Origin of the sequence: Pseudomonas sp. HR96 (assembly GCF_034059295.1) — a bacterium.
Lineage (GTDB): Bacteria > Pseudomonadota > Gammaproteobacteria > Pseudomonadales > Pseudomonadaceae > Aquipseudomonas.
Genome location: NZ_CP139141.1, coordinates 1,215,487 through 1,238,206, shown reverse-complemented (window position 1 = coordinate 1,238,206; position 22,720 = coordinate 1,215,487). Strand labels below are relative to the sequence as shown.

Below are 22,720 nucleotides of genomic sequence, written 5' to 3'. Positions count from 1 at the left end.
GATAGAAGCCGTAGATGAACGCTGCCCGTTTGCTGACCGTCGCCAGCCTGGCCACGCTCGCGGCCTGCAACAGCCACGCGCCGAAGCCGGACAACATCACCCTCGCCAACCAGCGTGAATGCCCGGTGAGCCTCGCCGTCGGGCAGCGGTTGACCCTGACCCTACCCAGCGACCCCACTACCGGCTACCGTTGGCTGATGCAGAACGCCGGGCAACCGGCCCTGCGCAGCCTCGGCGCGGAAGTGTTCAGCAACCCGGAGGATGCCGGCGTGGTCGGCGGTGCCGGGCAATCGATGTGGCGCTTCGAAGCGAAACAGGCGGGAAGTGGCACCCTGCTGCTGGTGTACCAGCAGCCATGGGCGCCTGAGGTGAAGCCGATCAAGTCGTTCGAGTGTGTGATTGCGGTGCAGTAGCCGCCAGCGGTCAGCTTTCCGGCAATGAGGCGATGAAGTTTTCCATGCGCTTGAACTGCTGTTCGATCTCCAGGTACGTCTCAGGATCCTGACTCAGTTCTGCCAGACCCAGCTCCAGAAAGCCGCAATAGATGGCGACGATTTTGCTCACCTCGGCATCCCAGGCGTCCCGGTGCTGCCAGGCGCCGGGCAGCTTGGCGATCGTTTCGATCTGGTCGTCGTAGCCTTTGCGGGTGGCCGTGAGCTGGTCGATTTCACGCTTGAGTTCGCCCACCTCGGCTCGCAGGGCCGCACGCTTTTGCTCCAGGGCGGTGAACTTGCGCTCTTCGCCAAACTGCTCGATGTGCTCCTCCACTTTGGCGATCGCGGCCTTGACCAGCTCTTTGTCGACCTTCCTGGTCTTTACCGCTTTCACAGCCATGTCCACCTCTTCGGCGGTGGGCAGGGCCTTCTTGAAAATGTCCTCCAGCTCGTAGCGTTTGAAGAGGTCGAGTGCAGCGGTGATATCGGTGACCCCGGCAGACGCCTTGTCCAGCTTTATCTGCCGGGCCTCGATACGATCCTGCTCGAACCGGCTGTCGCAGCTCAGCTGTTGCATTGTCGTGGCCAAATCCGGCGGTTCGATAGCGCGGATACTGCGCAAGCCGCTTTCCAACCCTTTGACGTCGCGTTCGATGTCATCCAGTGAACGGGCCACCTTGGACCGGGCCAGTGCCTGCAGCTCGTCTACCTGCTCGGCTTGTTCGCTTGCGGCCAGATCGGTGCGCGAGCTCAGCGCCTCCACCGACTCGGCCACCCTGCTCAGCGCCAGGTTGTGCAATGCCGCATGGGTGGCGGCGCTGCGCTCGTAGAATTGCTCATAAGTCTGGCGGGTCAGGTTATCGAGGGTCACCAGGCGCGCCTGGACGGTGGGCATTGTCTTGCCCAATCCCAGGCGAGTCGCCTGGTGCAGGCCGGTGACACTCCTGGCGAACGCCTTGGCATCCGGAGTGGGTAATGCTTGGCTGACGAAAGTGATCGATGTCATGGTTCCATTCCTTGGTTGGCGGCTTTCGATTGTTCGAATTGTTCGAATTGATCCAGCAACTCCTGCGACTGCTGCAGCACCTCATGCCATGGCGCCATGATGTTTTCAAAGCGCAGGGCAAACGTGGACAGCTTCACCTGGCCGGTGATCAGGCTCGCCTCCGTACGGGATTCGTCGATCTGACCTTTGATATCACGCCATACTTTCAACAGGTGCCCCGCCGCTGTCTCGGTTTGGCTCAAGCACAGGGCCATATCGCTGAGGGTCAAGGCGTACTGGGAGATGCGGCCTTTTATCGGGTTGGCCTGGAGCAGCCACCGCTGCGACTCCTCGCGCTTGGCTATCAGCGCATTCTGCGCGGCCCGTGCGTCATCGGCGCGATTGCCGGTGGTCAGATAGCTGATCGCCAAGCCGAGGGGACCGAACAGGGCGCTGTAGCGAAAGGCTGACTCGTAGTATTCGATCGTGGCCTGCTGCTCCTCGATCTCCCCCGTGAGCTGGTCGACGAAGGCCTCGGATTCTTTGAGCGTGTCGCCGATGCCACTGTCGGCCATCGCCTCATTGACGCAGGCGAGCAGGTCCTGCAGGCCGTACTTCAGTGCGCCACGGAAGGCTTTGGCCAGCTCATAGGTTCCCTCGACACGCTTGAAGTAGCTCTCGACCTGCTCCTTCATATAAACGAACAGGTCACTCAGGGATTCCACTGCCTGCAGGTCGCCCTCGGCCAGACCCTCATCGGCCTCCAGGTCGATGGGCAACGTCTGAAGCTCCGCCAGCCGGGCCCCGTGGCGACCGTAGGCCTCAGTGGCCTGCATCACCTTCAATACCTTTTGGCCCGTGGTGGTGAACGACTTCGAAAAGGCGTTCAGCTGCACACCGAGCATCTCGGACGCCTCCTCCAGCTCCGGCCAGGTCTCGGCATGTCGAACCAGCCCCTGGTTGAGGTTGCGTATTGCCGTCAGCAAAGTCTCACCGAGCACTTTCGACGTGGTGGAGAATTGGCTGAGTATCTGCTGATCATCGGTGGGTAATCGACGATAGGTCCGATAATACAAGTCGATGTCGTGCAAATCCTGCGCCGTGAACAGGATGCTCGGCTCCCTGACTGGAGGTCGCTGCTCCGGCTGCGCTTGTTGCAGAATGGGTTCTGTCTGCATGGCTCATATTCCTTGATGAGGTGGCATATGCAGCGCTCGTCCCACGAACGCCGGGGTTGGCGGCCAAGCGGCTGCGTGCTCAAGGTAGCGAGGGACCGGCTGTACGTTGAATCCGGAAAGCCGTCCCTGGACGTGGCTGCATAAAGCCGCCAACCCCGCTAAAATGCCGAGCTTTTCCACCCTCGCCTGGAACTCGTCGTGAGCAGACAACCCGACCGCCTCTTCGCCCAACCCTTGGCTGAAGTGCCCGACTTCGCCTTCAACGAGGACGTGGTGCGGGTGTTCCCGGACATGATCAAGCGCTCGGTACCGGGCTACCCGACCATCGTCGAGAACATCGGCGTGCTCGCCGCGCAGTTCGCCCAACCCAACACCTTGCTCTATGACCTGGGCAGCTCGCTGGGTGCGGTGACCCAGGCCCTGCGCCGCCACGTGCGCATCGAAGGCTGCCAGGTGGTTGCTGTGGACAATTCCCACGCCATGGTCGAACGCTGCCGCGAGTACCTGAATGCGCAGGATTCAATGTTCCAGGAGCTGCTGCCCGTAGCAGTGCGCGAGGGCGATATCCTTGAATTGCCGTTCCAGCCTGCCTCGGTGATTGCCCTGAACTTCACCCTGCAGTTCATTGCCCCCGACCAGCGTCTGGCGTTGCTCTCGCGTATACGCCAGACCCTGGTGCCGGGCGGCGCGCTGATCCTTTCGGAAAAACTGCGTTTCAATGATCAGCAGGAACATGAACTGCTGACCGACCTGCACATCGCCTTCAAGCGCGCCAATGGCTACAGCGAACTGGAGATTGCCCAGAAACGCAGCGCCATCGAAAACGTGATGAAGCCCGACAGCCTCCAGGAGCACCGCGAACGGCTGCTGGCCGCCGGCTTTTCGAAAGTGCTGCCGTGGTTCCAATGCCTCAACTTTGCCTCGATGATCGCCCTGCCATGATTGATCTGTCCAACCTGGTCCGCCGCCTGGCTGACACCCCGCTGGCCGCCTGGGCCGGTACTCTGCAAGCGCAGCTGGACAGCAAGATGGCCAAGGGGCATGGCGACCTGGCGCGCTGGCAAGGCGCGCTGGACGCCCTGCCCTTGCTGACACCAAGCGACGTCGACCTGGTCGACGGGCTGCGCCTGGACGGCCCCTGCGACGACGCCACCCGAGCGCAGGTGCGTAGCGCCCTGATGGGCTTGTCGCCATGGCGCAAGGGCCCGTTCGACCTGTTCGGCACCCATGTCGACACCGAATGGCGCTCGGACTGGAAGTGGTCTCGGGTCTCCCCGCACCTAGACCTGCGCGGCAAGCGCGTGCTCGATGTCGGCTGCGGCAATGGCTATTACCAATGGCGCATGCTCGGCGCCGGCGCCGACAGCGTGATCGGCATCGACCCCAACTGGCTGTTCTTCTGCCAGTTCCAGGCGGTGCAGCGGTACCTGCCGCAACTGCCGGCCTGGCACCTGCCGTTTGCCCTGGAAGACCTGCCAGCCAACCTTGAAGGTTTTGACACGGTGTTTTCCATGGGCGTGTTCTATCATCGGCGTTCGCCCATCGAGCACTTGCTGGCGCTCAAGGACTGCCTGGTCAAGGGCGGCGAGCTGGTCCTGGAAACCCTGGTAGTCGAAGGCGACGTGCATCAGGTGCTGGTGCCCGAGGACCGCTACGCACAGATGCGCAACGTCTGGTTCCTGCCTTCCGTGCCGGCGCTGGAGCTTTGGCTGCGCCGGGCTGGCTTCACTGACGTGCAGTGTGTCGACGTCAGCGTCACCAGCGTGGCCGAGCAACGCAGCACCGAATGGATGCGTTACCAGTCGCTGGGCGACTTCCTCGACCCCGACGACCACAGCAAGACCGTCGAAGGCCTGCCCGCCCCGATGCGCGCGGTGATCAAGGCGCGCAAATAACTTGAAACCGCTGGCCCGGAAGTGCGATACCTTCATCAATTGTCCGCATGTGCGCCCCAACCTTTCAAGGAGTCCAAGATGAGCAACCGCCAAAGCGAAATCGCTGCCGCCCTGGCCGTGGTACCGCCTTTTGCCGACACCGCTGCCCTGCAGGCCGAGGTCGACAAGCGCAAGGCCTTCATCAAGCAGTGCCTGCGCAGCGCCGGCCTCAAGGTGCTGGTGCTGGGCATCAGCGGTGGCGTCGACTCGCTGACCGCGGGGCGCCTGGCGCAACTGTCGGTCGAGGAACTGCGCAACGAGACCGGCGACGACGCCTACACCTTCATTGCCGTGCGCCTGCCCTACAACGTCCAGCACGACGAAGAGGACGCCTCGGCCTCGATGCGCTTCATCAAGGCCGACGTCGAAGACACCGTGAACATTGCCGGTGCGGTGCTCGGCCTCAGCGAGCAGGTGATTCACCTGCAAGGCCTGACCGATGCGCGCCGCGACTTCGTGGTCGGCAACGCCAAGGCGCGCATTCGCATGGTCGCGCAATACACCATCGCCAACGCCAACAACGGCCTGGTGATCGGCACCGACCATGCGGCCGAAGCGGTGATGGGGTTCTTTACCAAGTTCGGTGACGGCGCTTGCGACCTGGCGCCACTCAGTGGCCTGGTCAAGGGCCAGGTGCGAGCCATTGCCCGGCACCTGGGCGCGCCGGAAAGCCTGGTGCTGAAGGTGCCGACGGCCGACCTGGAAGAACTTCGCCCGGGCAAGCCCGACGAGGAGTCCCATGGCGTGACCTATGCCGAGATCGATGCCTTCCTGCACGGCGAGCCGGTGCGCGACGAGGCCTATCAGATCATCGTGCGCACCTATGACATCACCCGGCACAAGCGCGAATTGCCGTTTGTGCCGAGCTGACGCAACCACCGGCCTCGCAGCCTCTCGGGGGGCCCGCAGCCCCCGAGTCTTTAGCGGCTTGCCGCCAGAATCAACGCCTTCATCTCGGCCACTGCGCCCTTGAAGCCGACGAACAGGGCGTGCGCCACCAGCGCGTGGCCGATATTCAACTCGTTGATGCCCTTGATCGCCGCCACGGCTTCCACATTGTGGTAATGCAGGCCGTGCCCGGCATTGACGATCAGCCCCTGACTCAAGCCAAACGCCACGCCATCGGCAATGCGGCCCAGCTCTTCGGCCACTTCGGTCGGCGTCTGCGCATCGGCGTAGCGGCCGGTGTGCAGTTCAATGGCCGGCGCGCCGATGCGCCGCGAGGCTTCGATCTGGCGCTCGTCGGCGTCGATGAACAGCGACACCTCGCAACCCAGCCGCGCCAGGCGCTGCACCGCCGCCTTGATGCGCTCCTCCTGGCCCGCCACGTCCAGGCCACCTTCGGTGGTCAGCTCCTGGCGTGTTTCCGGCACCAGGCAAATGTGCGCCGGGCGGATCTGCTCGGCGAACGCCAGCATCGGCTCGGTAACACCCATCTCGAAGTTCATGCGGGTCTGCAGCACGTCCTTGAGCACCAGCACGTCACGCTCCTGGATGTGCCGGCGGTCTTCGCGCAGGTGCACGGTAATGCCGTCGGCGCCCGCTTCCTCGGCATCCAGCGCAGCCTTGACCGGGTCGGGGTACCGCGTGCCGCGCGCCTGGCGCAAGGTGGCCACGTGGTCGATGTTGACGCCGAGAAGGATGCGGTTGCTGGTAGTCACGGGGCTGCTCCCTGGTAATGAAGGGTGCAAGGATACGATGGCTTCAGGGTTTGCGAAACAATTCCCGGCTGACCAGCGGCTTGCCGCCCAGATGCGGCGCCAGTGCCTGGCGCATCAGGCGTTTGGCGGCGGCCAGGGCGCCGGGGGCGCTCCAGTCGGCTTCGGCCATGGCCAGCAGGTCGCAGCCCTTGAGCAGCCCGGGCTGAAACAGCTCGACCCGCTCCAGCCCGGCGTCCACCTGCAGGCGATAGAGACCGTCGGCGACGACGGGCAGGTCGTTGACGTCAGTGGCCAGGGCAAAGCCATACCCGAGGTCGTCGAGCAGCCGCCATTCGAACGAGCGCAACAGCGGCTCGATCGGTCGGCCAACGGCCAGCGCCTGCAAGGTCGCAGCGTAGTGCTCGAACAGCGCGGGATGCGGGTCTTCGGCGGGAAGTACGCGAATGATCAGCTCGTTGAGGTACAGGCCGCTGAACAGGGCATCCCCGACCATCCAGGCGGCGATGCCGGCACTTTCCATGCGCCCGACGTTCTTCAGCTCGCCGCGCCCGCGAAATTCCACTTCCAGTGGCACGAACGGCCTGGCCAGGGTACCCGCCTTGCCGCGAGCACTGCGCAGCACAGCACGCAGGCGGCCCTGGGGTGTGAAATAGTCGACCAGCGCGCTGCTCTCTCGATAGGCGCGCGAGTGCAGCACGTAGGCCGGCTGGGCGGCCGCCGGCTCAGAGATCGCCGTAGCCCAGCGAGCGCAGGGCGCGCTCGTCGTCGGACCAGCCACCCTTGACCTTGACCCAGAGGTTGAGCATGACCTTGGAGTCGAACAGCACTTCCATATCCTTGCGCGCCTCGGTGCCGATGCGCTTGATGCGCTCGCCCTTGTCGCCGATGATGATTTTCTTCTGGCCGTCGCGCTCCACCAGAATCAGGGCGTGGATGTGCAGGGTCTTGCCCTGCTGCTTGAATTCTTCGATTTCTACAGTGATCTGGTAGGGCAGCTCGGCACCGAGCTGGCGCATGATCTTCTCGCGCACCAGTTCTGCGGCCAGGAAGCGGCTGCTGCGGTCAGTGATCTGGTCTTCCGGGAAGAAGTGGTCGTTTTCCGGCAGGTGGCCGGCGATCAGTCCTTCCAGCGCTTCGAGGTTGTGTCCCTGCTGAGCGGAAATCGGCACGATCTTGGCCTTCGGCAACTGCTCCTGCAGCCAGGTCAGGTGCGGCATCAGCGCGGCCTTGTCCTCGATGCGGTCGGTCTTGTTGATGGCCACGATCACCGGGCCCTCGACGTACTGGATACGCTCGAGGACCATCTGGTCCTCTTCTGTCCACTTCGTCTGGTCGACCACGAAGATCACTACATCGACATCTTTCAAGGCCGCCGAGGCAGTCTTGTTCATGTAGCGGTTGAGCGCTTTCTCGCCGCCCTTGTGCATGCCCGGAGTATCGACGTAGATGGCCTGCACGTCGCCCTCGGTCTTGATACCGAGCATGTTGTGCCGCGTGGTCTGCGGCTTGCGCGAGGTGATCGCCAGCTTCTGGCCGAGGATGTGGTTGAGCAGCGTCGACTTGCCGACGTTGGGGCGCCCGACGATGGCCACGTAGCCACAGCGGGTCACGGCGCCGTCGCCGGTTTCGATGATGGGGGTTGTATCAGTCATTGCAGTTCTCCACACCCAGGGCAATCAGGGCGACGGAAGCCGCGACCTGCTCGGCGATGCGTCGGCTGACGCCCTGGCCCCGGCTTTTTTCGTTCAAAAGGATGATTTCACATTCGACGAAAAACGTCCGGCAATGCGGTTCGCCCTGGATATCCACCACCTCGTAACGCGGCAGCTCGCAACCCCGTGACTGCAGGTATTCCTGCAGGCGGGTCTTGGGGTCTTTGTTGGTGTCCACCAGCGTCAGGCTGGCGAATTCGCTGGTCAGCCAGGCCAGCACGCGGTCACGCGCGGTTTCCATGCCCGCGTCCAGGTATATGGCGCCGATCAAGGCTTCCAGGGCATCGGCAAGGATCGATTCACGGCGAAAGCCACCGCTCTTCAGCTCGCCGGAGCCCAGGCGCAGGTACTCGCCCAGCTCGAAGCCACGGGCCAGCAGGGCCAGCGTCTCGCCCTTGACCAGGCGCGCGCGCAGGCGCGACAGCTGGCCTTCACGCGCCTGGGGAAAGCGCTCGAACAGCGCCTCGCCGGCGACGAAGTTGAGGATGGCGTCACCGAGAAACTCCAGCCGCTCGTTGTTGCGACCGGCGTAGCTGCGGTGGGTCAGGGCCAGGACCATCAGTTCCTGGTCCTTGAAGGTGTAGCCGAGCTGGCGCTCAAGGCGATTCAAAGAGAAGCTCACGGTTTACGCACGCTGAATTCGTGGTCGAATTTCACCACCAGGTCAATGTTACCCACCAGTGGCTCACGTTTTTCATATTGTAGATGAGCGAGGTATTGATCCCTCTGCTCGGTGACGCTCAACGCAGTTTTCAAATCCAGATCCCGGATATTGTTGACCTGCATGCCCCTGGCGACATGGGTGTAAAAATCGTCGACACTGCTGACTTCGTCGGCCTTGTCGGTGGATATTGCGGTGATGATCTTCTTCATCGCCATGTCATCGAGGTAGTGCGGCACGACCTTGAAGGCCGCTGAAACAATGAACCCGATGATGAAAAGTGCAATCAGCCAGCCGACCAGGGACAGACCTTTTTGCGAAACGGCAGACTTCATGTGTGACCCCTTGTGCTATCCATGGCCATAAAAGCATTCGGCGCCATTTGCGAGAATGGCGCCGTTTGGGCTACTTGATCAGGCCGACCCGGGAAAGGCTCGGCAGGTGGCTGAGCTTGGGTTCCGGCCAGCTCATCCAGACCGCGAAGGCCTTGCCGACGATGTTCTGGTCGGGGACCATCCCCAGCATGTCCTTGGGAATGTTGGGGTCATCCCAGTAGCGGCTGTCGTTGGAGTTGTCGCGGTTGTCACCCATCATGAAGTAGTGCCCGGCCGGCACCGTCCACTGGCTGTCGGGTGGCGCGCGGTAGCGGCTCATCTCTTCGCGAATCATGTGCTCGACCGTGCCCAGGTGCTCACGGTAAAGCTGCACGGTATCCAGGCTGCCCGGCTCGGCGCCGACCAGTTGCTTGGACACCAGCTGATCGTTGACGTAGAGCTGCTTGTCGCTGGTGTAGCGGATCTTGTCACCCGGCAGGCCGATCACCCGTTTGATGTAGTTGACGCTCGGGTCGCTTGGGTAGCGAAACACCATCACGTCGCCGCGCTGCGGATCACCGATCGGGATGACCTTCTTGTCGATCACCGGCAGGCGAATGCCGTACGAGAACTTGTTCACCAGGATGTAATCGCCCACTTCCAGGGTCGGCATCATCGAGCCCGACGGAATCTGGAACGGCTCGACCAGGAAGGACCGCAACACCAGCACGATGAACAGCACCGGAAAGAACGACTTGCCGTATTCGACCAGCAAGGGTTCCTTGTTCAGCTGTTCAACCACCGAGTTTTCCGGCTGGCTGACACTGCCCTCATAGGTGGCGATGGCAGCACGCCGGCGAGGCGCCAGGAACAACAGATCGACCAGCGCCAGCAGGCCGCAGACGGCTACAGCGATAACCAGCAACAGCGGGAAATTTAGTGACATAGGACCTGACTATTCCAACCTGAGCACGGCAAGGAAGGCTTCCTGTGGAATTTCCACGTTGCCGACCTGCTTCATGCGTTTCTTACCAGCCTTCTGCTTTTCAAGCAGCTTGCGCTTACGGCTCACGTCGCCGCCGTAGCATTTAGCCAGTACGTTCTTTCTGAGTGCCTTGACCGTGGTTCGCGCGATGATCTGGCCGCCAATGGCAGCCTGGATGGCCACGTCGAACATCTGCCGAGGAATCAGCTCTTTCATTTTCTCGGTGAGCGCACGGCCTTTGTAGGCCGCGTTGTCACGGTGCACGATCAACGCCAGGGCGTCGACCTTGTCGCCGTTGATCAGCACGTCCAGCTTGGACAGGTTGGCCGACTGATAACGATCGAAATGGTAGTCCAGCGAAGCATAGCCGCGGCTGGTCGACTTCAGACGGTCGAAGAAGTCCAGCACCACTTCGTTCATCGGCAGGTCGTAGCGCACCTGCACCTGCGAGCCGAGGAACTGCATGTCGCGCTGCACTCCGCGCTTCTCGATGCACAGGGTAATGACGTTGCCCAGGTGCTCCTGAGGCACAAGAATCGTCGCAGCGACGATCGGCTCGCGGAAATCCTCGACCGAGGAGATGTCCGGCAGCTTCGACGGGTTGTCGATGTACAGGGTCTCGCCGTTCTTCATCACCACTTCGAAGATCACGCTCGGCGCGGTGGTGATCAGGTCCAGGTCGTATTCGCGCTCAAGGCGCTCCTGGATGATCTCCATGTGCAGCATGCCGAGGAACCCGCAGCGGAAGCCGAAGCCCAGCGCGTCGGAGCTCTCTGGCGAGTATTGCAGCGAGGAATCGTTGAGGGTCAACTTCTGCAGGGCATCGCGGAAGTCTTCGAAGTCGTCGGAGCTGACCGGGAACAGACCGGCATAGACCTGCGGCTGGATGCGCTTGAAGCCGGGCAGCACGTCGACGTCGGGCGTAGTGCTCAGGGTCAGGGTGTCGCCGACCGGCGCGCCGTGAATGTCCTTGATGCTGCCAATGATGAAGCCCACTTCACCGGCCTTGAGGTCAGCGGTGGCGGTGTGCTTGGGAGTGAACACGCCGACGCTGTCGACCAGGTGGATCTTGCCGGTGGACTTGACGAGGATCTTGTCGCCTTTCTTCACTCGGCCCTGGCGCACGCGCACCAACGAGACGACGCCCAGGTAGTTGTCGAACCAGGAGTCGATGATCAGCGCCTGCAACGGCGCCTCGATGTCGCCAGTCGGTGCCGGGATGGTCTGCACCAGGCGCTCGAGCACGTCGATCACGCCCATGCCGCTCTTGGCGCTGCAGGCCACGGCGTCGGTAGCGTCGATGCCGATGATCTTCTCGATCTCGTCCTTGACGCGATCCGGGTCGGCCTGCGGCAGGTCCATCTTGTTCAGCACGGGCATGACTTCCAGGCCCTGCTCGATGGCCGTGTAGCAGTTGGCGACCGATTGCGCTTCGACACCCTGACCCGCGTCGACCACCAGCAGCGCGCCCTCGCAAGCGGCCAGCGAGCGGCTGACTTCATAGGTGAAGTCGACGTGGCCGGGGGTATCGATGAAATTCAGTTGATAGGTTTTGCCGTCCTGCGCCTTGTAGTGCAGGGTGACGCTGTGAGCCTTGATGGTGATGCCGCGCTCGCGCTCCAGATCCATGGAGTCGAGGACCTGAGCTTCCATCTCGCGATCGGCAAGGCCGCCGCACATCTGGATGAACCGGTCGGCCAGCGTCGACTTGCCGTGGTCAATGTGGGCGATGATGGAGAAATTGCGGATATGACTCAAATCACTCACGGATCAACACTCAAAAAGGCTGCGGGCAGGAAGCCCAACGAAAAATAGCCGGGAATTGTACCTTAAATAGCGGGGGTTGTGTGCAGGCTCACTGTTGCACCTTGTGGGAGCGGGCTTGGCCCGCTCCCACCCAGTGCTTACTCGGCCAGCTTGAAGGTGATGAAGCTCGCCCGGCCCTGGCGCAGCACGCGCATGGACACCGAACGGTTCTTCGGCAGGCCTTTGGCAATCTGGGCGAACTCCTTGGCCGAACCGATCGCCTGGTTGTTCAGGTGCGTGATGACGTCGCCCGGTTGCAGGCCGATCAACGCGGCAGGGCCGTCCTGCACGTCCTTGATGACCACGCCGCCCTGCAGTTCGAGGGTCTTTTTCTGCTCGGCGGTCAGGTCGGCCACCGAGACACCGAGGCGGTCGCTGCTGCTCTCATCGGCTGCCTTGGGGCTGGCGGCAACGTCCTGATCCTCATCGGGCAAGGCGCCCACGGTGATCGACAGGGTCTGGCGCTTGCCGTCGCGGATCACTTCGAGGTTGGCCTTGGCGCCATCCTTGAGGCCGCCGACCAGGTGCGGCAGGTCCGCCGACATGACGATCGGCTGGCCGTTCATGCTCAGGATCACGTCGCCGACCTTCAGGCCACCCTTGGCTGCCGGGCCGTTGTCCAGCACCTGGGCGACCAGCGCACCGGCCGGCTTGTCTAGGCCGAAGGATTCAGCCAGGTCCTTGTTGACCTCCTGGATGACCACGCCGAGCCAGCCACGGCTGACCTTGCCGTCTTTCTTCAGCTGGTTGGCCACGTCCATGGCGACGTCGATCGGAATGGCGAACGAGAGGCCCATGAAGCCGCCCGAACGGGTGAAGATCTGCGAGTTGATGCCCACCACTTCACCGGCCATGTTGAACAGCGGGCCACCCGAGTTGCCGGGGTTGATGGCCACGTCGGTCTGGATGAACGGCACATAGGAATCGTTGGGCAGGCTGCGGCCCTTGGCGCTGACAATGCCTTTGGTCACCGAATGGTCGAAGCCAAATGGCGAGCCGATAGCCAGCACCCACTCGCCGACCTTGAGCTTGTCGGAGTCACCCAACTTTACCGTCGGCAGGTTCTTGCCGTCGATTTTCAGCACCGCCACGTCCGTGCGCGGGTCGGTGCCGACCAGCTTGGCCTTGAGCTCGGAACGGTCGGCCAGGCGCACGATGATCTCGTCGGCGTCGGCGATCACGTGGTTGTTGGTCAGCACGTAGCCGTCGTCGGAAATGATGAAACCGGAACCCAGCGACTGCGCTTCGCGCTGGCGATCACCGCCGCGCGGCGACTTGGGCGCATTGCGCGGCAGGCTGCGCTCGAAGAACTCGCGAAACGCTGGCGGCAGGCCGTCCAGGTCGGGCATCTGCGAACCCGCCACGGAACGGTCGGGCAGCTTCTGCGTGGTGCTGATGTTGACCACCGCCGGTGAGGCCTGCTCCACCAGCCCGGTGAAGTCCGGCAGCGCCTCGGCCTGGGCCGTCACGACTTGGCCGAGCATCAGCAGCGCGGCGAAGAAAGACAGGTAGGGTTTCAAACTTGGTATGGACATACGGCTCCCGTTCATAACGAGCATGGTTGAGCAGTGCCAGCTGACGCCACGTCCTGAGACCCGGCGCCCGAGGCGGACAAGGCCAGTACCTGGCGGCATTGACCTATAGAAAAAATGCGATTGATTTGCAACATGGGCGCGCAAGTTTCATGTTGCTGTTTCATGTTGCTGCGGCCCGCTGAAAGCTATGTTGCCATGGGCCTCGGCCCTCAAGCATGAACTCTGTGTCACTCTGTATTTCAAAAGATGTCCGTTTCAAAAGATATCGGCGATCAGCGCGCACCGTCAGCCCGCACCGATAACGCCACGCGCTCGGCGGTGCCCATGGGCACCTCGCCCACCACTGTCACCAGCATTTCGGTGCCCGCCTGCTCCAGGTGTCGTGATACCACCGCTGTCGGGCCCAGCTGCAGGCGACTTTCCGGGGAGGTCCCGGAGCCGATGGGCTCGACGAACACCGACAGGCGCGCCAGGCCATCACCATAGATCAGGTTGGCCACCGGCACCTTGCGCTCGGGGTCGACGTGCACCGAACTGCCGCTGAGCTCGAAACCCGCCGGCAGCCAGTCGCTACGCCAACTGGCCGCTGCCGCTCGACTGGCCACCAGCGCGGCCACTGCCGGCTTGCAATTGCTGCTGGCGGCCAACTCAAGCTCGTCGGGGTTGCCTGGGGTAAATCGGGTGAACTGAAACCGCTCGAGCAATTGCCCGCGATCACCCACCAGCAAGGACTTCAGCGCCAGCCCGGTCTGTTTGTCGAGATAAAGCTGCAGACCGTAGCGCTGTTGATCCTTGGGCCGCAGCATGACCACCTGGGTCTCGCGCCCGGCCACGCGCGAACTGCCACCGACCGTCAAGGTGTACCAGGACATGAGCTTCAGAGGATCCAAGCGCTGCTCGGAGGCGGGTGTGGGGTTGAGCGCAGCAGAAGAGGGATCGCTACTCAGGCAGCGGGCGGCGCCGTTGACGCGCAACGATTCGATAGCCGGTCCATCAAGCTGCAGTACGCGCTCGGTGACTTGACCATGGTTGGCAAGGTGCCAGATATCGTGGGTGGAGAAATTGCCGCTGCGCTCATACACGAACGTACCGGTGAACCCCTGCTGCTGCTCGGCCTGGGCCAAACGGCCCAGCCATTGGGCGGCATCGGTGGCAGCCTGCACCGGGGAGGTGAGGCCGCCACTCAGCAGGGTGACTGTCAACGCAAGGGCGCGCTGCGAATAGGAGGCGCGCATGGTCTCGCTTAACGGTTTTCCACGCTGGCAGCGCGAGCAGCAGGCAGAGCACCGTCAGTGCCCTTTACAGCGGAATCCTGGGCATGCTGGCGGATGTAACCTTGCGCACGCTGGTCAGGCTGGGCCTGCAAGACGGGCGCCTGGTCCGAGCTTTCGCTGTAATTGGCTAGAACAGCCGGACCCTTGACCTGCGGCATGGCAACGTTCTGCTGTACGGCAGGCTGTTGCTGGGCCAGTTGGGCACCCGCAATGTCGTTCTGGTTGTACAGACGCACGCCGGCCAGCACGGCAACGGTCACCGAGGCAGCAACGGCCAGGCGACCCAGGCTGCGCCATGGGCCACGGCCGGCCTTGGCAGGCGCGACTTCGTCGGCGATGGCCGCCGAAACTGCAGCCGACAGGTCCAGGTGCGGGTCCAGCAGGTCCTTGTGCATGACTGCCCGGGCAACCTGATAACGAGCCCAGGTGGCACGGGTTTCAGGATTCTCCAGGGCAGCAATCACCCGGCGTAATTCCAGTTCGTCCGCTTCGTTATCCATCACCGCGGACAGCGATTCCTGCAGGGCTTCACGACTCATTGCGTTCCTCTCTTGGCTGTCGCCGCTGTCTCAGGTTTCCTGCAACAAAGGTTGCAAGGCTTTATCAATGGCCTCCCGGGCGCGGAAAATCCGCGAACGCACGGTACCGACCGGACACTGCATGACGCTGGCAATGTCTTCATAACTAAGACCGTCAAATTCACGCAAAGTTAGAGCCGTACGCAAATCTTCTGGCAGCTGCTGGATGGTTCGATGGACAGTGCCCTCGATTTCATCGCGCAACAACGACCGCTCGGGAGACTCGAGATCCTTGAGGCCATGATCGCCGTCGTAGAACTCTGCGTCTTCGGAACTGACGTCGCTGTCTGGCGGCCTGCGTCCGCGGGACACCAGATAATTCTTCGCCGTGTTGATGGCGATACGGTACAGCCACGTATAGAACGCACTGTCACCGCGAAAGTTGCCCAACGCCCGGTATGCCTTGATAAAAGCTTCCTGGGCAACGTCCTGGGCTTCGTGGGTGTCGTGCACGAACCGCACGATCAACCCGAGAATCTTGTGCTGGTATTTCAGCACCAACAGATCGAAAGCTCGCCGATCGCCCCGCTGAACGCGTTCGACCAGCTGCTGATCCTCTTCCTGGGTTAGCATGAACACTCCTCGATGAACCTGAAGGAGCGTTGCTTCAGCGAGCGTTCAGGCTTGCAACCATAGACTCGGGCTTTTGGCAAAAGTTCTCCCCTCCAGGCAAGTTTCCTGCAGGCAATCTCTTTGCCTGCACGAAAAACGCGGCGCGGTCCTGGCCGGCTGCGTCAATAATCTTGTCGTCGAGCCCGCCTCCCTGGTCGTCATGACCGACAGACGGCAAAGCCGACGCTGTTCTCCCGTCTCAGGGGCAACCTTCTATTGATTCCGGGCGCTGGTAATAAGTTCCCACTATTTAAGTGGAGGTGGGCGCGCCGCTTTGCAAGGTCACCCGGTGAAAACTGGCATCCTGCTATTGTGCCGCTCCACCCCCCTATATACTAGGCCCTCGTGCACAGGCCAACGCCCAGCTGCGCCAGCACATAACAATAAACGTATTCGCGGACCCCTCTCATGAGCCGACAGTTTCAACACGACGTCCTGGTCATCGGCAGCGGCGCGGCCGGCCTCAGCCTGGCCCTGAACCTGCCCGCGCAGCTGCGCGTCGCCGTGCTCAGCAAGGGCGACCTGGCCAACGGCTCGACATTCTGGGCCCAGGGCGGCGTGGCCGCCGTGCTCGACGACAGCGACACGGTGCAGTCCCATGTCGAGGACACCCTGGACGCCGGCGGTGGGCTGTGCCATGAAGACGCTGTGCGCTTCACCGTAGAGCACAGCCGCGAGGCCATCGAGTGGCTGATCCAGCTGGGCGTGCCCTTCACCCGCGATGAGCACGGCGAGAACGAAGACAGCGGCTTCGAATTCCACCTGACCCGCGAGGGCGGCCACAGTCACCGACGCATCATTCATGCAGCCGATGCGACCGGCGCGGCGATCTTTCGCACCTTGCTGGCCAAGGCCCAGGAGCAGCCCAACATCGAGCTGCTGGAACAGCGTGTGGCCGTCGACCTGATCACCGAGCGCCGCCTGGGCCAGAGCGGCGAGCGCTGCCTGGGCGCCTACGTGCTGGACCGCGCCACCGGCGAGGTTGACACCTTCGCGGCGCGCTTCGTGGTGGTCGCCACCGGCGGCGCGGCCAAGGTCTACCTGTATACCAGCAACCCGGACGGCGCCTGCGGCGACGGCATCGCCATGGCCTGGCGCGCGGGCTGCCGAGTGGCCAACCTGGAATTCAACCAGTTTCACCCCACCTGCCTGTATCACCCGCAGGCCAAGAGTTTCCTGATCACCGAAGCCTTGCGCGGCGAAGGCGCCCACCTCAAGCTGCCCAACGGCGAGCGTTTCATGCCACGCTTCGACGCCCGCGCCGAACTCGCCCCCCGCGACATCGTCGCCCGCGCCATCGACCACGAAATGAAGCGCCTGGGCGTGGACTGCGTGTACCTGGACATCAGCCACAAGCCGGCCGAATTCATCAAGCTGCACTTTCCGACCGTCTACGAGCGCTGCCTGGAGTTCGGCATCGACATGACCCGCCAGGCCATCCCGGTGGTCCCGGCGGCCCATTACACCTGCGGTGGCGTGATGGTCGACGACCACGGCCAGACTGACGTGCCCGGCCTCTACGCCATTGGCGAAACCAGCTTCACCGGGCTGCACGGCGCCAACCGCATGGCCAGCAACTCGCTGCTCGAATGCTTCGTCTATGGCCGCTCGGCCGCCGCCGACATCGTCAGCCGCCTGCCCCAGGTGGCCATGCCGCAGCACCTGCCGGTGTGGGACGCCAGCCAGGTGACCGACTCAGACGAAGACGTGATCATTGCGCACAACTGGGATGAACTGCGGCGGTTCATGTGGGACTACGTCGGCATCGTGCGCACCACCAAGCGCCTGCAGCGCGCCGAGCACCGGGTGCGTTTGCTGCTGGACGAAATCGACGAGTTCTACAGCAACTACAAGGTCAGCCGCGACCTGATCGAGCTGCGCAACCTGGCCCAGGTCGCCGAGTTGATGATCAAGTCGGCCATGCAGCGCAAGGAAAGCCGCGGCCTGCACTACACGCTGGACTATCCAGAGCTGCTGCCGGAGGCGAAGGACACGATACTCGCGGCGTTCTGAGGAGGACTTACAAGGGGCACTGGCTGTGGACTGAGCCCTGGAGATGCCGGGCACTAGCGTGCCGCTGCCCACCTCGCACGGCTCAAGCGCAGCAATACGCGCAAACGGCGGTGCTGATCGGCAGCCAGCGAGTCGCCCAGCAGGCACTGGCTGCGGCTGAACCACTGGCCGGGGCGGCGCAGGCGCAAAAGGATGAAGCCGGGTTGGGCGATCGAGTCGGGCTGCAGTTGCACGGCCTGCCAACCGTCAGCCGGGGAATACAGATGCCAGCCTCGCGCATCGCGGCGCAAGCCGCGCCAGGCGGCGGGATGACTCAGGCTGATGCGGTGCGGCAGCACCCAGGCTGCGTGGGCGCAGCAGGCGATTATCGCCAACCCGCGCACCAGGCTGCCGATATCCAGCAGGATCAACGCCAGCAGCGCCGCGCCCTGCCCCGCCGCGTAGGCGATCAGCAGGCGGCGCGAGGGCTGCCAGTGATATTCGAAGCGTTCTTCACTTGGGTTGGACACGGTCGAGGATCATGCGAACCATGCGCTGCAGTTCGGCGTCTTCGGACTCGGCGCGCTCCATGAACCAGCCGAACATGTCCTGGTCTTCGCATTCGAGCAGGCGCCGGTAGACGTCGCGGTCGACGTCGTTCAGATGCGGGTACACCTCGCGCACGAACGGCACCAGCAGCACGTCCAGCTCCAGCATGCCGCGCCGGCTATGCCAGTACAGGCGATTCAGTTCAACGTCTTCAACCATGGCCATGCAGCTCTCCTCGAAACAGGCCGCGAAGTATACAGGAAGGTGCCCTGGCACGAGCGTGCCAATCTGCGCGCAAACGTAACCGTCGCTGGCGGCAATCAACTGCCCGGGCGCCTACCTATTTTGCCCCGCGCGCTCTATCATGGTGCCCAGTCTATTCTCCCTGCGATGACTCATGGCCGATTCCGCTTTTTTCTGCGCACTGTCCCACGAAGGCGTCCTGGCCGTCCGCGGCTCCGATGCCGGCAAGTTCCTGCAAGGTCAGCTGACCTGCAACATCAACTACCTCAACGATCATTTCGCCAGCCTTGGCGCACGCTGCACCCAGAAGGGGCGCATGCAGTCGAGCTTTCGCATCCTGCTCGAAGGAGATGGTTGCCTGCTGGCCATGGCCAGCGACCTGATCGAGCCGCAGTTGGCCGACCTGAAAAAATACGCAGTGTTTTCCAAGTCCAAATTGACCGACGAGAGCGCTGCCTGGCTGCGCCTGGGCCTGGAGCACGGCGACGCCGCCCTGCGCGCGCTGGGCCTGGAACTGTCCGCCGAAACCGGTGCGGTGGTACGCGCCGACGGCCTGATCGCCATTCGCGTGTCGCCGGGCCGGGCCGAACTCTGGGTCCCGGCTGCCGACGCCGAGCGCGCGCGCGCCGTGGTTGCGCAACACGCCCGCGAGGCCGGCCTGAACGACTGGCTGCTGGGCCAGGTGCGTGCCGGCATCGGCCAGGTCATGGCGCAGACCCGCGAGGCGTTCATCCCGCAGATGCTCAATCTGCAGGCCGTCGACGGCGTCAGTTTCAAAAAGGGCTGCTACACCGGCCAGGAAATCGTTGCGCGCATGCAGTATCTGGGCAAGCTCAAGCAGCATCTGTACCGCCTGCGGCTCGAAGGCGACGTGGTACCGGAGCCGGGCACCAGCCTGTTCTCGCCGATCCACGCCAGCGCCGTGGGCGACGTGGTACTGGCCGCGCGGGGCAGCGAAGGCATCGAGCTCTTGGCAGTGCTGCGCGCCGACGCCGCCGAACATGGCCATCTGCATCTGGGTAGCGTCGAGGGCGCCCGCCTGACCCTGCTCGACCTGCCCTATACGCTGGACCGTGACCGCGAGATCCAGCGCTGACCGGCGCCGGTCGCGGCCTGCCGTGCTGACCTTCACTAGAGATAGCCGATGAGCGAGCTCGCCGATGTGGTGCAGAAGGATCTGCTGACTGCCATTGACAGGGACGACCTGGTGTTGCCGACGCTCCCGGAAGTGGCTCTGGCCATTCGCGAAGCGGCCGAAGACAGCGAAATCAGTGTCAGCCACCTGAGCCGGGTCATCGGCCGCGATGCAGCGCTGGCAGCGCGGTTGATCCAGGTGGTCAACAGCCCGCTGCTGCGCGCCGCCGTGGAAGTCACCGATCTGCACACCGCCATTACCCGGCTGGGGGTCAACTACAGCTGCAACCTGGCCATCGGTCTGGTCATCGAACAGATTTTCCACGCCCGCTCCAGTGTGGTCGAGCGCAAGCTGCGCGAGGTCTGGCAGCAGAGCCAGGAAGTCGCTGGCATCAGCTATGCCATCTGTCGACGGTTCGACGGCCTGCAGCCGGACCAGGGCGCCCTGGCCGGGTTGATTCACCAGATTGGCGTGCTGCCCATCCTCACCTATGCACAGGACAACAACGAACTGCTCTCCGACCCGGTGTGCCTGAACCACGTCATCGATTCCATCCACCCGGTGATCGGCGCCAAGATCCTCAGCAAGTGGGAATTCCCGGCGGCGCTGGCCAGGGTGCCCGGGCAGTACCTGGACCTGGAGCGCGAGTCACCGCGCGCCGATTATGGCGACGTGGTGCAGGTAGCGACCCTGCTCAACCAGCGCGGCCGGCACCCCTACGCGGCGCTCGCCGACCTGCCGGCGTATCGGCAGCTGCGGCTGAACCTCGGAGCGCCGATCACCGACGAGCAGCTGCAGGCGGCTCGTGACATGTTTTGTTGACCAGGGGCGTGTGCAGCGCAGGAGCCGGCGAAGCTGGCGAGCATTGACACCGCGCAACCGACTGAACAGGCGGCGATCAAGGCAAATCCACATCAGCCCTGAACTCCACCCGCACCCGCAGCCCGCCCGCCGCGCCGTCATGCAGGCTGACCTGGGCCAGATGCGCGCGGCAGATTTCGCCGACGATTGCCAAGCCAAGGCCGGTGCCTTGGGTACTGCCTCGATAGAAGCGCTCGAAGACCCGCTCGCGCTCGGCAAGAGGAATGCCAGCGCCGTCGTCCTCGACCTCCAGCACGGCCGGCTGGCGCACCCGCAATACCACGTTGCCGCCCGACGGGGTGTGGGCCAGGGCATTGTCGACCAGATTGCTCAACAGCTCGTACAGCAGTGTCGGTTCTCCGCGCAGCCAGATCGGCTGCTCGGCCTCCAGGGCCAGGGCGATACCGCGTCGATGCGCTAGCGGCGCCATGGCCAGGCCCAGTTCGCGGGCCAGCTGCGCCAGATCCAGGCGCTGCGCACCACCCTCGGCGATGGCACGCGCGCCGTTTTCCACCCGTGCCAGCGAGAGCAACTGGTTGGCCAGGTGAGTCAGGCGGTCGGTGTCCAGGGCCACCGCCTGCAAGGTCGCCTGCCAAGCGTCTGCGTGCGGTGAACGCAGGCCCAGTTCGACCCGCGCCTTGAGCGCCGCCAGCGGGGTGCGCAGCTCATGGGCGGCGTCGGCGATGAACTGGCCCTGGCGCTCGAACTGCCGGCGCAGGCGCTCGGTGAAGCTGTTCAAGGCCTGCACCAACGGTTGCAACTCCTGCTGCACCTCGATCAGCGGCAGTGGCCGCAGGTCGTCCGGCTCACGGGCCGCGACTGCCGTGCGCAGGCGTTCCAACGGGCTGAGCGCGCCGCTGATGGTGTACCAGACCAACCCCAGCGCGCCCAGCCCGAGCATGCCCAGGCGCAGCAGGGTATCGGCCATCAGGCTGCGGGCCATGGCCTCGCGGGCCTGATCGGTCTCTGCCACGCGCACCTCGGCCATGCCGATCATGTGCGGCTCGTTGAGCGGCTTGAGCAAGCTCACCACGCGCACGTCCTGGCCCCGATAACGAGCACTGTAGAACCGCGCCAGGGCCGGATAGGCGTCGGTGCGCGGCGTGTCGGCGGGCGGGGGCGGCAGGTCTTCGTAGCCGGAGATCGGTTGCTGATGAATGTCATTGACCTGGTAATAGATACGCCCCGCGCTGTCATAGGCGAAGGGGTCCAACGCCAGCCAGGGCACGTCGACGCTGAGGCTGCCGTCGGTCGGCGAGATGCCCACGGCGATGGTCCGGGCCGAGGCCAGCAGCGTGCGGTCATAGGCATTGTCGGCCGCCTCGCGGCCATTCCAGTAGGCACTCAGGCCGCTGGCCAGCATCAGCACCACGAGCAATGCGGCGAGGTTGCGCAGCAGCCGCCAGCGCAGGCTTTCGGCATTAGGCATCGCGTTGGCACGCCACGACGGGCGCGGTCGCCTCCAGCAGGTAGCCAAGGCCGCGGAAGGTGACGATCGCCACGGCATGCCCGTCGAGCTTCTTGCGCAGGCGGTGCACGTAGATTTCGATGGCGTCGCAGCTGGCCTCCTCGTCGAGGCCGAACACCTGGCCGGCCAGTTGATCCTTGCTCATCACCCGCCCGGGCCGGGCGATCAACGCCTCGAGCACGGCCTGCTCGCGGGAAGTCAGCGTCAGCGGCGCATCGGCCAGGCTGAAACGTCGTGTGTCCAGGTCGTAGACCAGCACGCCGCAGCGCTGCTGCCGCTCGCCACCAAGCAGGCTGCGGCGCAGCAGGGCCTTGACCCGCGCCTCCAGCTCAGTCAACTCGAACGGCTTGGCCAGGTAGTCGTCAGCGCCCAGGTTGAGGCCGTGGACGCGGTCCTTGACCTCGCTGCGCGCGGTCAGCATCAGCACCGGCAGAGTCTTGCCACGGTCGCGCAGACGCGCCAGCACCTCGAAACCGTCAAGGCGTGGCAGGCCGACATCCAGCACCAGCATGGCGTAGTCCTCGCTGGCCAGGGCCAGGTCGGCGGCCACGCCATCGGTCAGCACATCGACGCTCAACCCGGCGCTCTTGAGCGCCTGGGCGATACTTTCAGCCAGGGGCGGATGGTCTTCGACGAGCAGTACGCGCATGCTCTTTTCCTCTTGTTTCTGAACGCCGGTTGCTGCTGCAAGGGCCGATGCGGCTGGAGTCTAACGTGAAAGTTTGCTGAAAGGTTGATGCCCTAACATGCCCGCAGGCTGGCAATTGTCACCCTATGAAACAACGCCCCCGAGGGCGTTTTTC

24 protein-coding genes are annotated in these 22,720 nt (G+C 63.7%); 7 read left to right on the top strand and 17 right to left on the bottom strand.

Annotation, left to right across the window (positions count from 1 at the left end; translation table 11 throughout):
* The first annotated feature begins 14 nt into the window (after positions 1-14).
* Positions 15-413: a protease inhibitor I42 family protein gene (locus tag SFA35_RS05860; RefSeq protein WP_320576187.1), complete on the top strand. Its 399-nt coding sequence runs from the start codon at positions 15-17 to the stop codon at positions 411-413.
* A gap of 10 nt (positions 414-423) precedes the next feature.
* On the opposite strand, the gene SFA35_RS05855 is transcribed toward SFA35_RS05860, so the two are convergent.
* Together SFA35_RS05855 and SFA35_RS05850 are read right to left on the bottom strand one after the other, a co-directional pair.
* Positions 424-1,440 (bottom strand): alpha-xenorhabdolysin family binary toxin subunit B, encoded by a 1,017-nt coding sequence (locus SFA35_RS05855; protein WP_320576185.1) that lies wholly within the window; start codon positions 1,438-1,440, stop codon positions 424-426.
* Positions 1,437-2,597 carry an alpha-xenorhabdolysin family binary toxin subunit A gene (locus SFA35_RS05850; RefSeq protein WP_320576184.1) on the bottom strand — a complete coding sequence of 387 codons (1,161 nt, stop codon included), beginning with the start codon at positions 2,595-2,597 and terminating at the stop codon, positions 1,437-1,439. The genes SFA35_RS05855 and SFA35_RS05850 overlap by 4 nt, the downstream gene beginning before the upstream one ends.
* A gap of 198 nt (positions 2,598-2,795) precedes the next feature.
* Between SFA35_RS05850 and cmoA the strand changes: the two genes are divergently transcribed.
* The 3 genes from cmoA to nadE all read left to right on the top strand — a co-directional run bounded on the left by cmoA (position 2,796) and on the right by nadE (position 5,401).
* Positions 2,796-3,539, top strand: coding sequence for a carboxy-S-adenosyl-L-methionine synthase CmoA (gene cmoA / locus SFA35_RS05845; RefSeq protein ID WP_320576182.1), 744 nt, complete (start codon positions 2,796-2,798; stop codon positions 3,537-3,539).
* Complete coding sequence (gene cmoB / locus SFA35_RS05840; protein ID WP_320576180.1) at positions 3,536-4,492, top strand: tRNA 5-methoxyuridine(34)/uridine 5-oxyacetic acid(34) synthase CmoB; 957 nt, start codon at positions 3,536-3,538, stop codon at positions 4,490-4,492. The genes cmoA and cmoB overlap by 4 nt, the downstream gene beginning before the upstream one ends.
* A gap of 78 nt (positions 4,493-4,570) precedes the next feature.
* On the top strand, positions 4,571-5,401 hold the full coding sequence (gene nadE / locus SFA35_RS05835; RefSeq protein ID WP_320576178.1) for an ammonia-dependent NAD(+) synthetase: 831 nt from the start codon (positions 4,571-4,573) through the stop codon (positions 5,399-5,401).
* A gap of 50 nt (positions 5,402-5,451) precedes the next feature.
* Here the strand turns inward: nadE and pdxJ are convergent, their stop codons facing one another.
* From pdxJ to rpoE, 11 genes are all read right to left on the bottom strand, one after another.
* Positions 5,452-6,192, bottom strand: a complete 741-nt coding sequence (gene pdxJ, locus SFA35_RS05830; RefSeq protein WP_320576175.1) for a pyridoxine 5'-phosphate synthase — start codon at positions 6,190-6,192, stop codon at positions 5,452-5,454.
* Positions 6,193-6,235: 43 nt separating this feature from the next.
* Positions 6,236-6,922 carry a DNA repair protein RecO gene (gene recO / locus SFA35_RS05825; protein WP_320578857.1) on the bottom strand — a complete coding sequence of 229 codons (687 nt, stop codon included), beginning with the start codon at positions 6,920-6,922 and terminating at the stop codon, positions 6,236-6,238.
* The gene (gene era, locus SFA35_RS05820; protein ID WP_320576173.1) at positions 6,915-7,844 is read right to left on the bottom strand and encodes a GTPase Era; all 930 of its coding nucleotides are present in this window, start codon (positions 7,842-7,844) and stop codon (positions 6,915-6,917) included. Before era ends, recO begins: the two co-directional genes overlap by 8 nt.
* Entirely contained in the window at positions 7,837-8,526 is a 690-nt protein-coding gene (gene rnc / locus SFA35_RS05815) for a ribonuclease III (protein WP_320576171.1), read from the bottom strand. Before rnc ends, era begins: the two co-directional genes overlap by 8 nt.
* Entirely contained in the window at positions 8,523-8,900 is a 378-nt protein-coding gene (locus tag SFA35_RS05810) for a DUF4845 domain-containing protein (protein ID WP_320576168.1), read from the bottom strand. The genes rnc and SFA35_RS05810 overlap by 4 nt, the downstream gene beginning before the upstream one ends.
* A 70-nt stretch (positions 8,901-8,970) precedes the next feature.
* On the bottom strand, positions 8,971-9,825 hold the full coding sequence (gene lepB / locus SFA35_RS05805) for a signal peptidase I (protein ID WP_320576166.1): 855 nt from the start codon (positions 9,823-9,825) through the stop codon (positions 8,971-8,973).
* A 9-nt stretch (positions 9,826-9,834) separates the two neighbouring features.
* A complete protein-coding gene (gene lepA / locus SFA35_RS05800) occupies positions 9,835-11,631 on the bottom strand; it encodes a translation elongation factor 4 (RefSeq protein ID WP_320576164.1) in 1,797 nt (598 codons plus the stop codon).
* A 137-nt stretch (positions 11,632-11,768) separates the two neighbouring features.
* The gene (locus tag SFA35_RS05795) at positions 11,769-13,199 is read right to left on the bottom strand and encodes a DegQ family serine endoprotease (RefSeq protein WP_320578855.1); all 1,431 of its coding nucleotides are present in this window, start codon (positions 13,197-13,199) and stop codon (positions 11,769-11,771) included.
* A gap of 278 nt (positions 13,200-13,477) precedes the next feature.
* Entirely contained in the window at positions 13,478-14,440 is a 963-nt protein-coding gene (locus SFA35_RS05790) for a MucB/RseB C-terminal domain-containing protein (protein ID WP_320576162.1), read from the bottom strand.
* Between the two features lie 8 nt (positions 14,441-14,448).
* The gene (locus tag SFA35_RS05785) at positions 14,449-15,018 is read right to left on the bottom strand and encodes a sigma-E factor negative regulatory protein (RefSeq protein ID WP_320576160.1); all 570 of its coding nucleotides are present in this window, start codon (positions 15,016-15,018) and stop codon (positions 14,449-14,451) included.
* A gap of 30 nt (positions 15,019-15,048) precedes the next feature.
* Positions 15,049-15,630: an RNA polymerase sigma factor RpoE gene (gene rpoE / locus SFA35_RS05780; RefSeq protein WP_003252049.1), complete on the bottom strand. Its 582-nt coding sequence runs from the start codon at positions 15,628-15,630 to the stop codon at positions 15,049-15,051.
* 447 nt (positions 15,631-16,077) lie between these two features.
* On the opposite strand from rpoE, the gene nadB reads away from it, so the two are divergent.
* Positions 16,078-17,682 carry an L-aspartate oxidase gene (gene nadB, locus SFA35_RS05775; protein ID WP_320576159.1) on the top strand — a complete coding sequence of 535 codons (1,605 nt, stop codon included), beginning with the start codon at positions 16,078-16,080 and terminating at the stop codon, positions 17,680-17,682.
* A gap of 53 nt (positions 17,683-17,735) precedes the next feature.
* On the opposite strand, the gene SFA35_RS05770 is transcribed toward nadB, so the two are convergent.
* Entirely contained in the window at positions 17,736-18,191 is a 456-nt protein-coding gene (locus tag SFA35_RS05770; RefSeq protein WP_320576158.1) for a protein YgfX, read from the bottom strand.
* Positions 18,175-18,429, bottom strand: a complete 255-nt coding sequence (locus SFA35_RS05765; RefSeq protein WP_320578854.1) for a succinate dehydrogenase assembly factor 2 — start codon at positions 18,427-18,429, stop codon at positions 18,175-18,177. Before SFA35_RS05765 ends, SFA35_RS05770 begins: the two co-directional genes overlap by 17 nt.
* 178 nt (positions 18,430-18,607) lie before the next feature.
* On the opposite strand from SFA35_RS05765, the gene SFA35_RS05760 reads away from it, so the two are divergent.
* Positions 18,608-19,549, top strand: coding sequence for a folate-binding protein YgfZ (locus SFA35_RS05760; RefSeq protein ID WP_320576156.1), 942 nt, complete (start codon positions 18,608-18,610; stop codon positions 19,547-19,549).
* Between the two features lie 48 nt (positions 19,550-19,597).
* Positions 19,598-20,410, top strand: coding sequence for an HDOD domain-containing protein (locus SFA35_RS05755; RefSeq protein ID WP_320576153.1), 813 nt, complete (start codon positions 19,598-19,600; stop codon positions 20,408-20,410).
* 76 nt (positions 20,411-20,486) lie between these two features.
* On the opposite strand, the gene SFA35_RS05750 is transcribed toward SFA35_RS05755, so the two are convergent.
* Together SFA35_RS05750 and SFA35_RS05745 are read right to left on the bottom strand one after the other, a co-directional pair.
* Positions 20,487-21,878 (bottom strand): sensor histidine kinase, encoded by a 1,392-nt coding sequence (locus SFA35_RS05750; protein ID WP_320576151.1) that lies wholly within the window; start codon positions 21,876-21,878, stop codon positions 20,487-20,489.
* Complete coding sequence (locus SFA35_RS05745; RefSeq protein ID WP_320576149.1) at positions 21,871-22,566, bottom strand: response regulator; 696 nt, start codon at positions 22,564-22,566, stop codon at positions 21,871-21,873. The genes SFA35_RS05750 and SFA35_RS05745 overlap by 8 nt, the downstream gene beginning before the upstream one ends.
* Positions 22,567-22,720 lie beyond the last annotated feature (154 nt).

What these genes read in the sequence shown, in the direction of transcription:
- SFA35_RS05860 (WP_320576187.1), top strand. Translation starts at nt 15, where the DNA reads ATGAACGCTGCCCGTTTGCTGACCGTCGCCAGCCTGGCCACGCTCGCG.
- SFA35_RS05855 (WP_320576185.1), bottom strand. Translation starts at nt 1,440, where the DNA reads ATGACATCGATCACTTTCGTCAGCCAAGCATTACCCACTCCGGATGCC.
- SFA35_RS05850 (WP_320576184.1), bottom strand. Translation starts at nt 2,597, where the DNA reads ATGCAGACAGAACCCATTCTGCAACAAGCGCAGCCGGAGCAGCGACCT.
- cmoB (WP_320576180.1), top strand. Translation starts at nt 3,536, where the DNA reads ATGATTGATCTGTCCAACCTGGTCCGCCGCCTGGCTGACACCCCGCTG.
- nadE (WP_320576178.1), top strand. Translation starts at nt 4,571, where the DNA reads ATGAGCAACCGCCAAAGCGAAATCGCTGCCGCCCTGGCCGTGGTACCG.
- era (WP_320576173.1), bottom strand. Translation starts at nt 7,844, where the DNA reads ATGACTGATACAACCCCCATCATCGAAACCGGCGACGGCGCCGTGACC.
- SFA35_RS05810 (WP_320576168.1), bottom strand. Translation starts at nt 8,900, where the DNA reads ATGAAGTCTGCCGTTTCGCAAAAAGGTCTGTCCCTGGTCGGCTGGCTG.
- lepB (WP_320576166.1), bottom strand. Translation starts at nt 9,825, where the DNA reads ATGTCACTAAATTTCCCGCTGTTGCTGGTTATCGCTGTAGCCGTCTGC.
- SFA35_RS05790 (WP_320576162.1), bottom strand. Translation starts at nt 14,440, where the DNA reads ATGCGCGCCTCCTATTCGCAGCGCGCCCTTGCGTTGACAGTCACCCTG.
- SFA35_RS05785 (WP_320576160.1), bottom strand. Translation starts at nt 15,018, where the DNA reads ATGAGTCGTGAAGCCCTGCAGGAATCGCTGTCCGCGGTGATGGATAAC.
- rpoE (WP_003252049.1), bottom strand. Translation starts at nt 15,630, where the DNA reads ATGCTAACCCAGGAAGAGGATCAGCAGCTGGTCGAACGCGTTCAGCGG.
- nadB (WP_320576159.1), top strand. Translation starts at nt 16,078, where the DNA reads ATGAGCCGACAGTTTCAACACGACGTCCTGGTCATCGGCAGCGGCGCG.
- SFA35_RS05765 (WP_320578854.1), bottom strand. Translation starts at nt 18,429, where the DNA reads ATGGTTGAAGACGTTGAACTGAATCGCCTGTACTGGCATAGCCGGCGC.
- SFA35_RS05760 (WP_320576156.1), top strand. Translation starts at nt 18,608, where the DNA reads ATGGCCGATTCCGCTTTTTTCTGCGCACTGTCCCACGAAGGCGTCCTG.
- SFA35_RS05755 (WP_320576153.1), top strand. Translation starts at nt 19,598, where the DNA reads ATGAGCGAGCTCGCCGATGTGGTGCAGAAGGATCTGCTGACTGCCATT.
- SFA35_RS05750 (WP_320576151.1), bottom strand. Translation starts at nt 21,878, where the DNA reads ATGCCTAATGCCGAAAGCCTGCGCTGGCGGCTGCTGCGCAACCTCGCC.
- SFA35_RS05745 (WP_320576149.1), bottom strand. Translation starts at nt 22,566, where the DNA reads ATGCGCGTACTGCTCGTCGAAGACCATCCGCCCCTGGCTGAAAGTATC.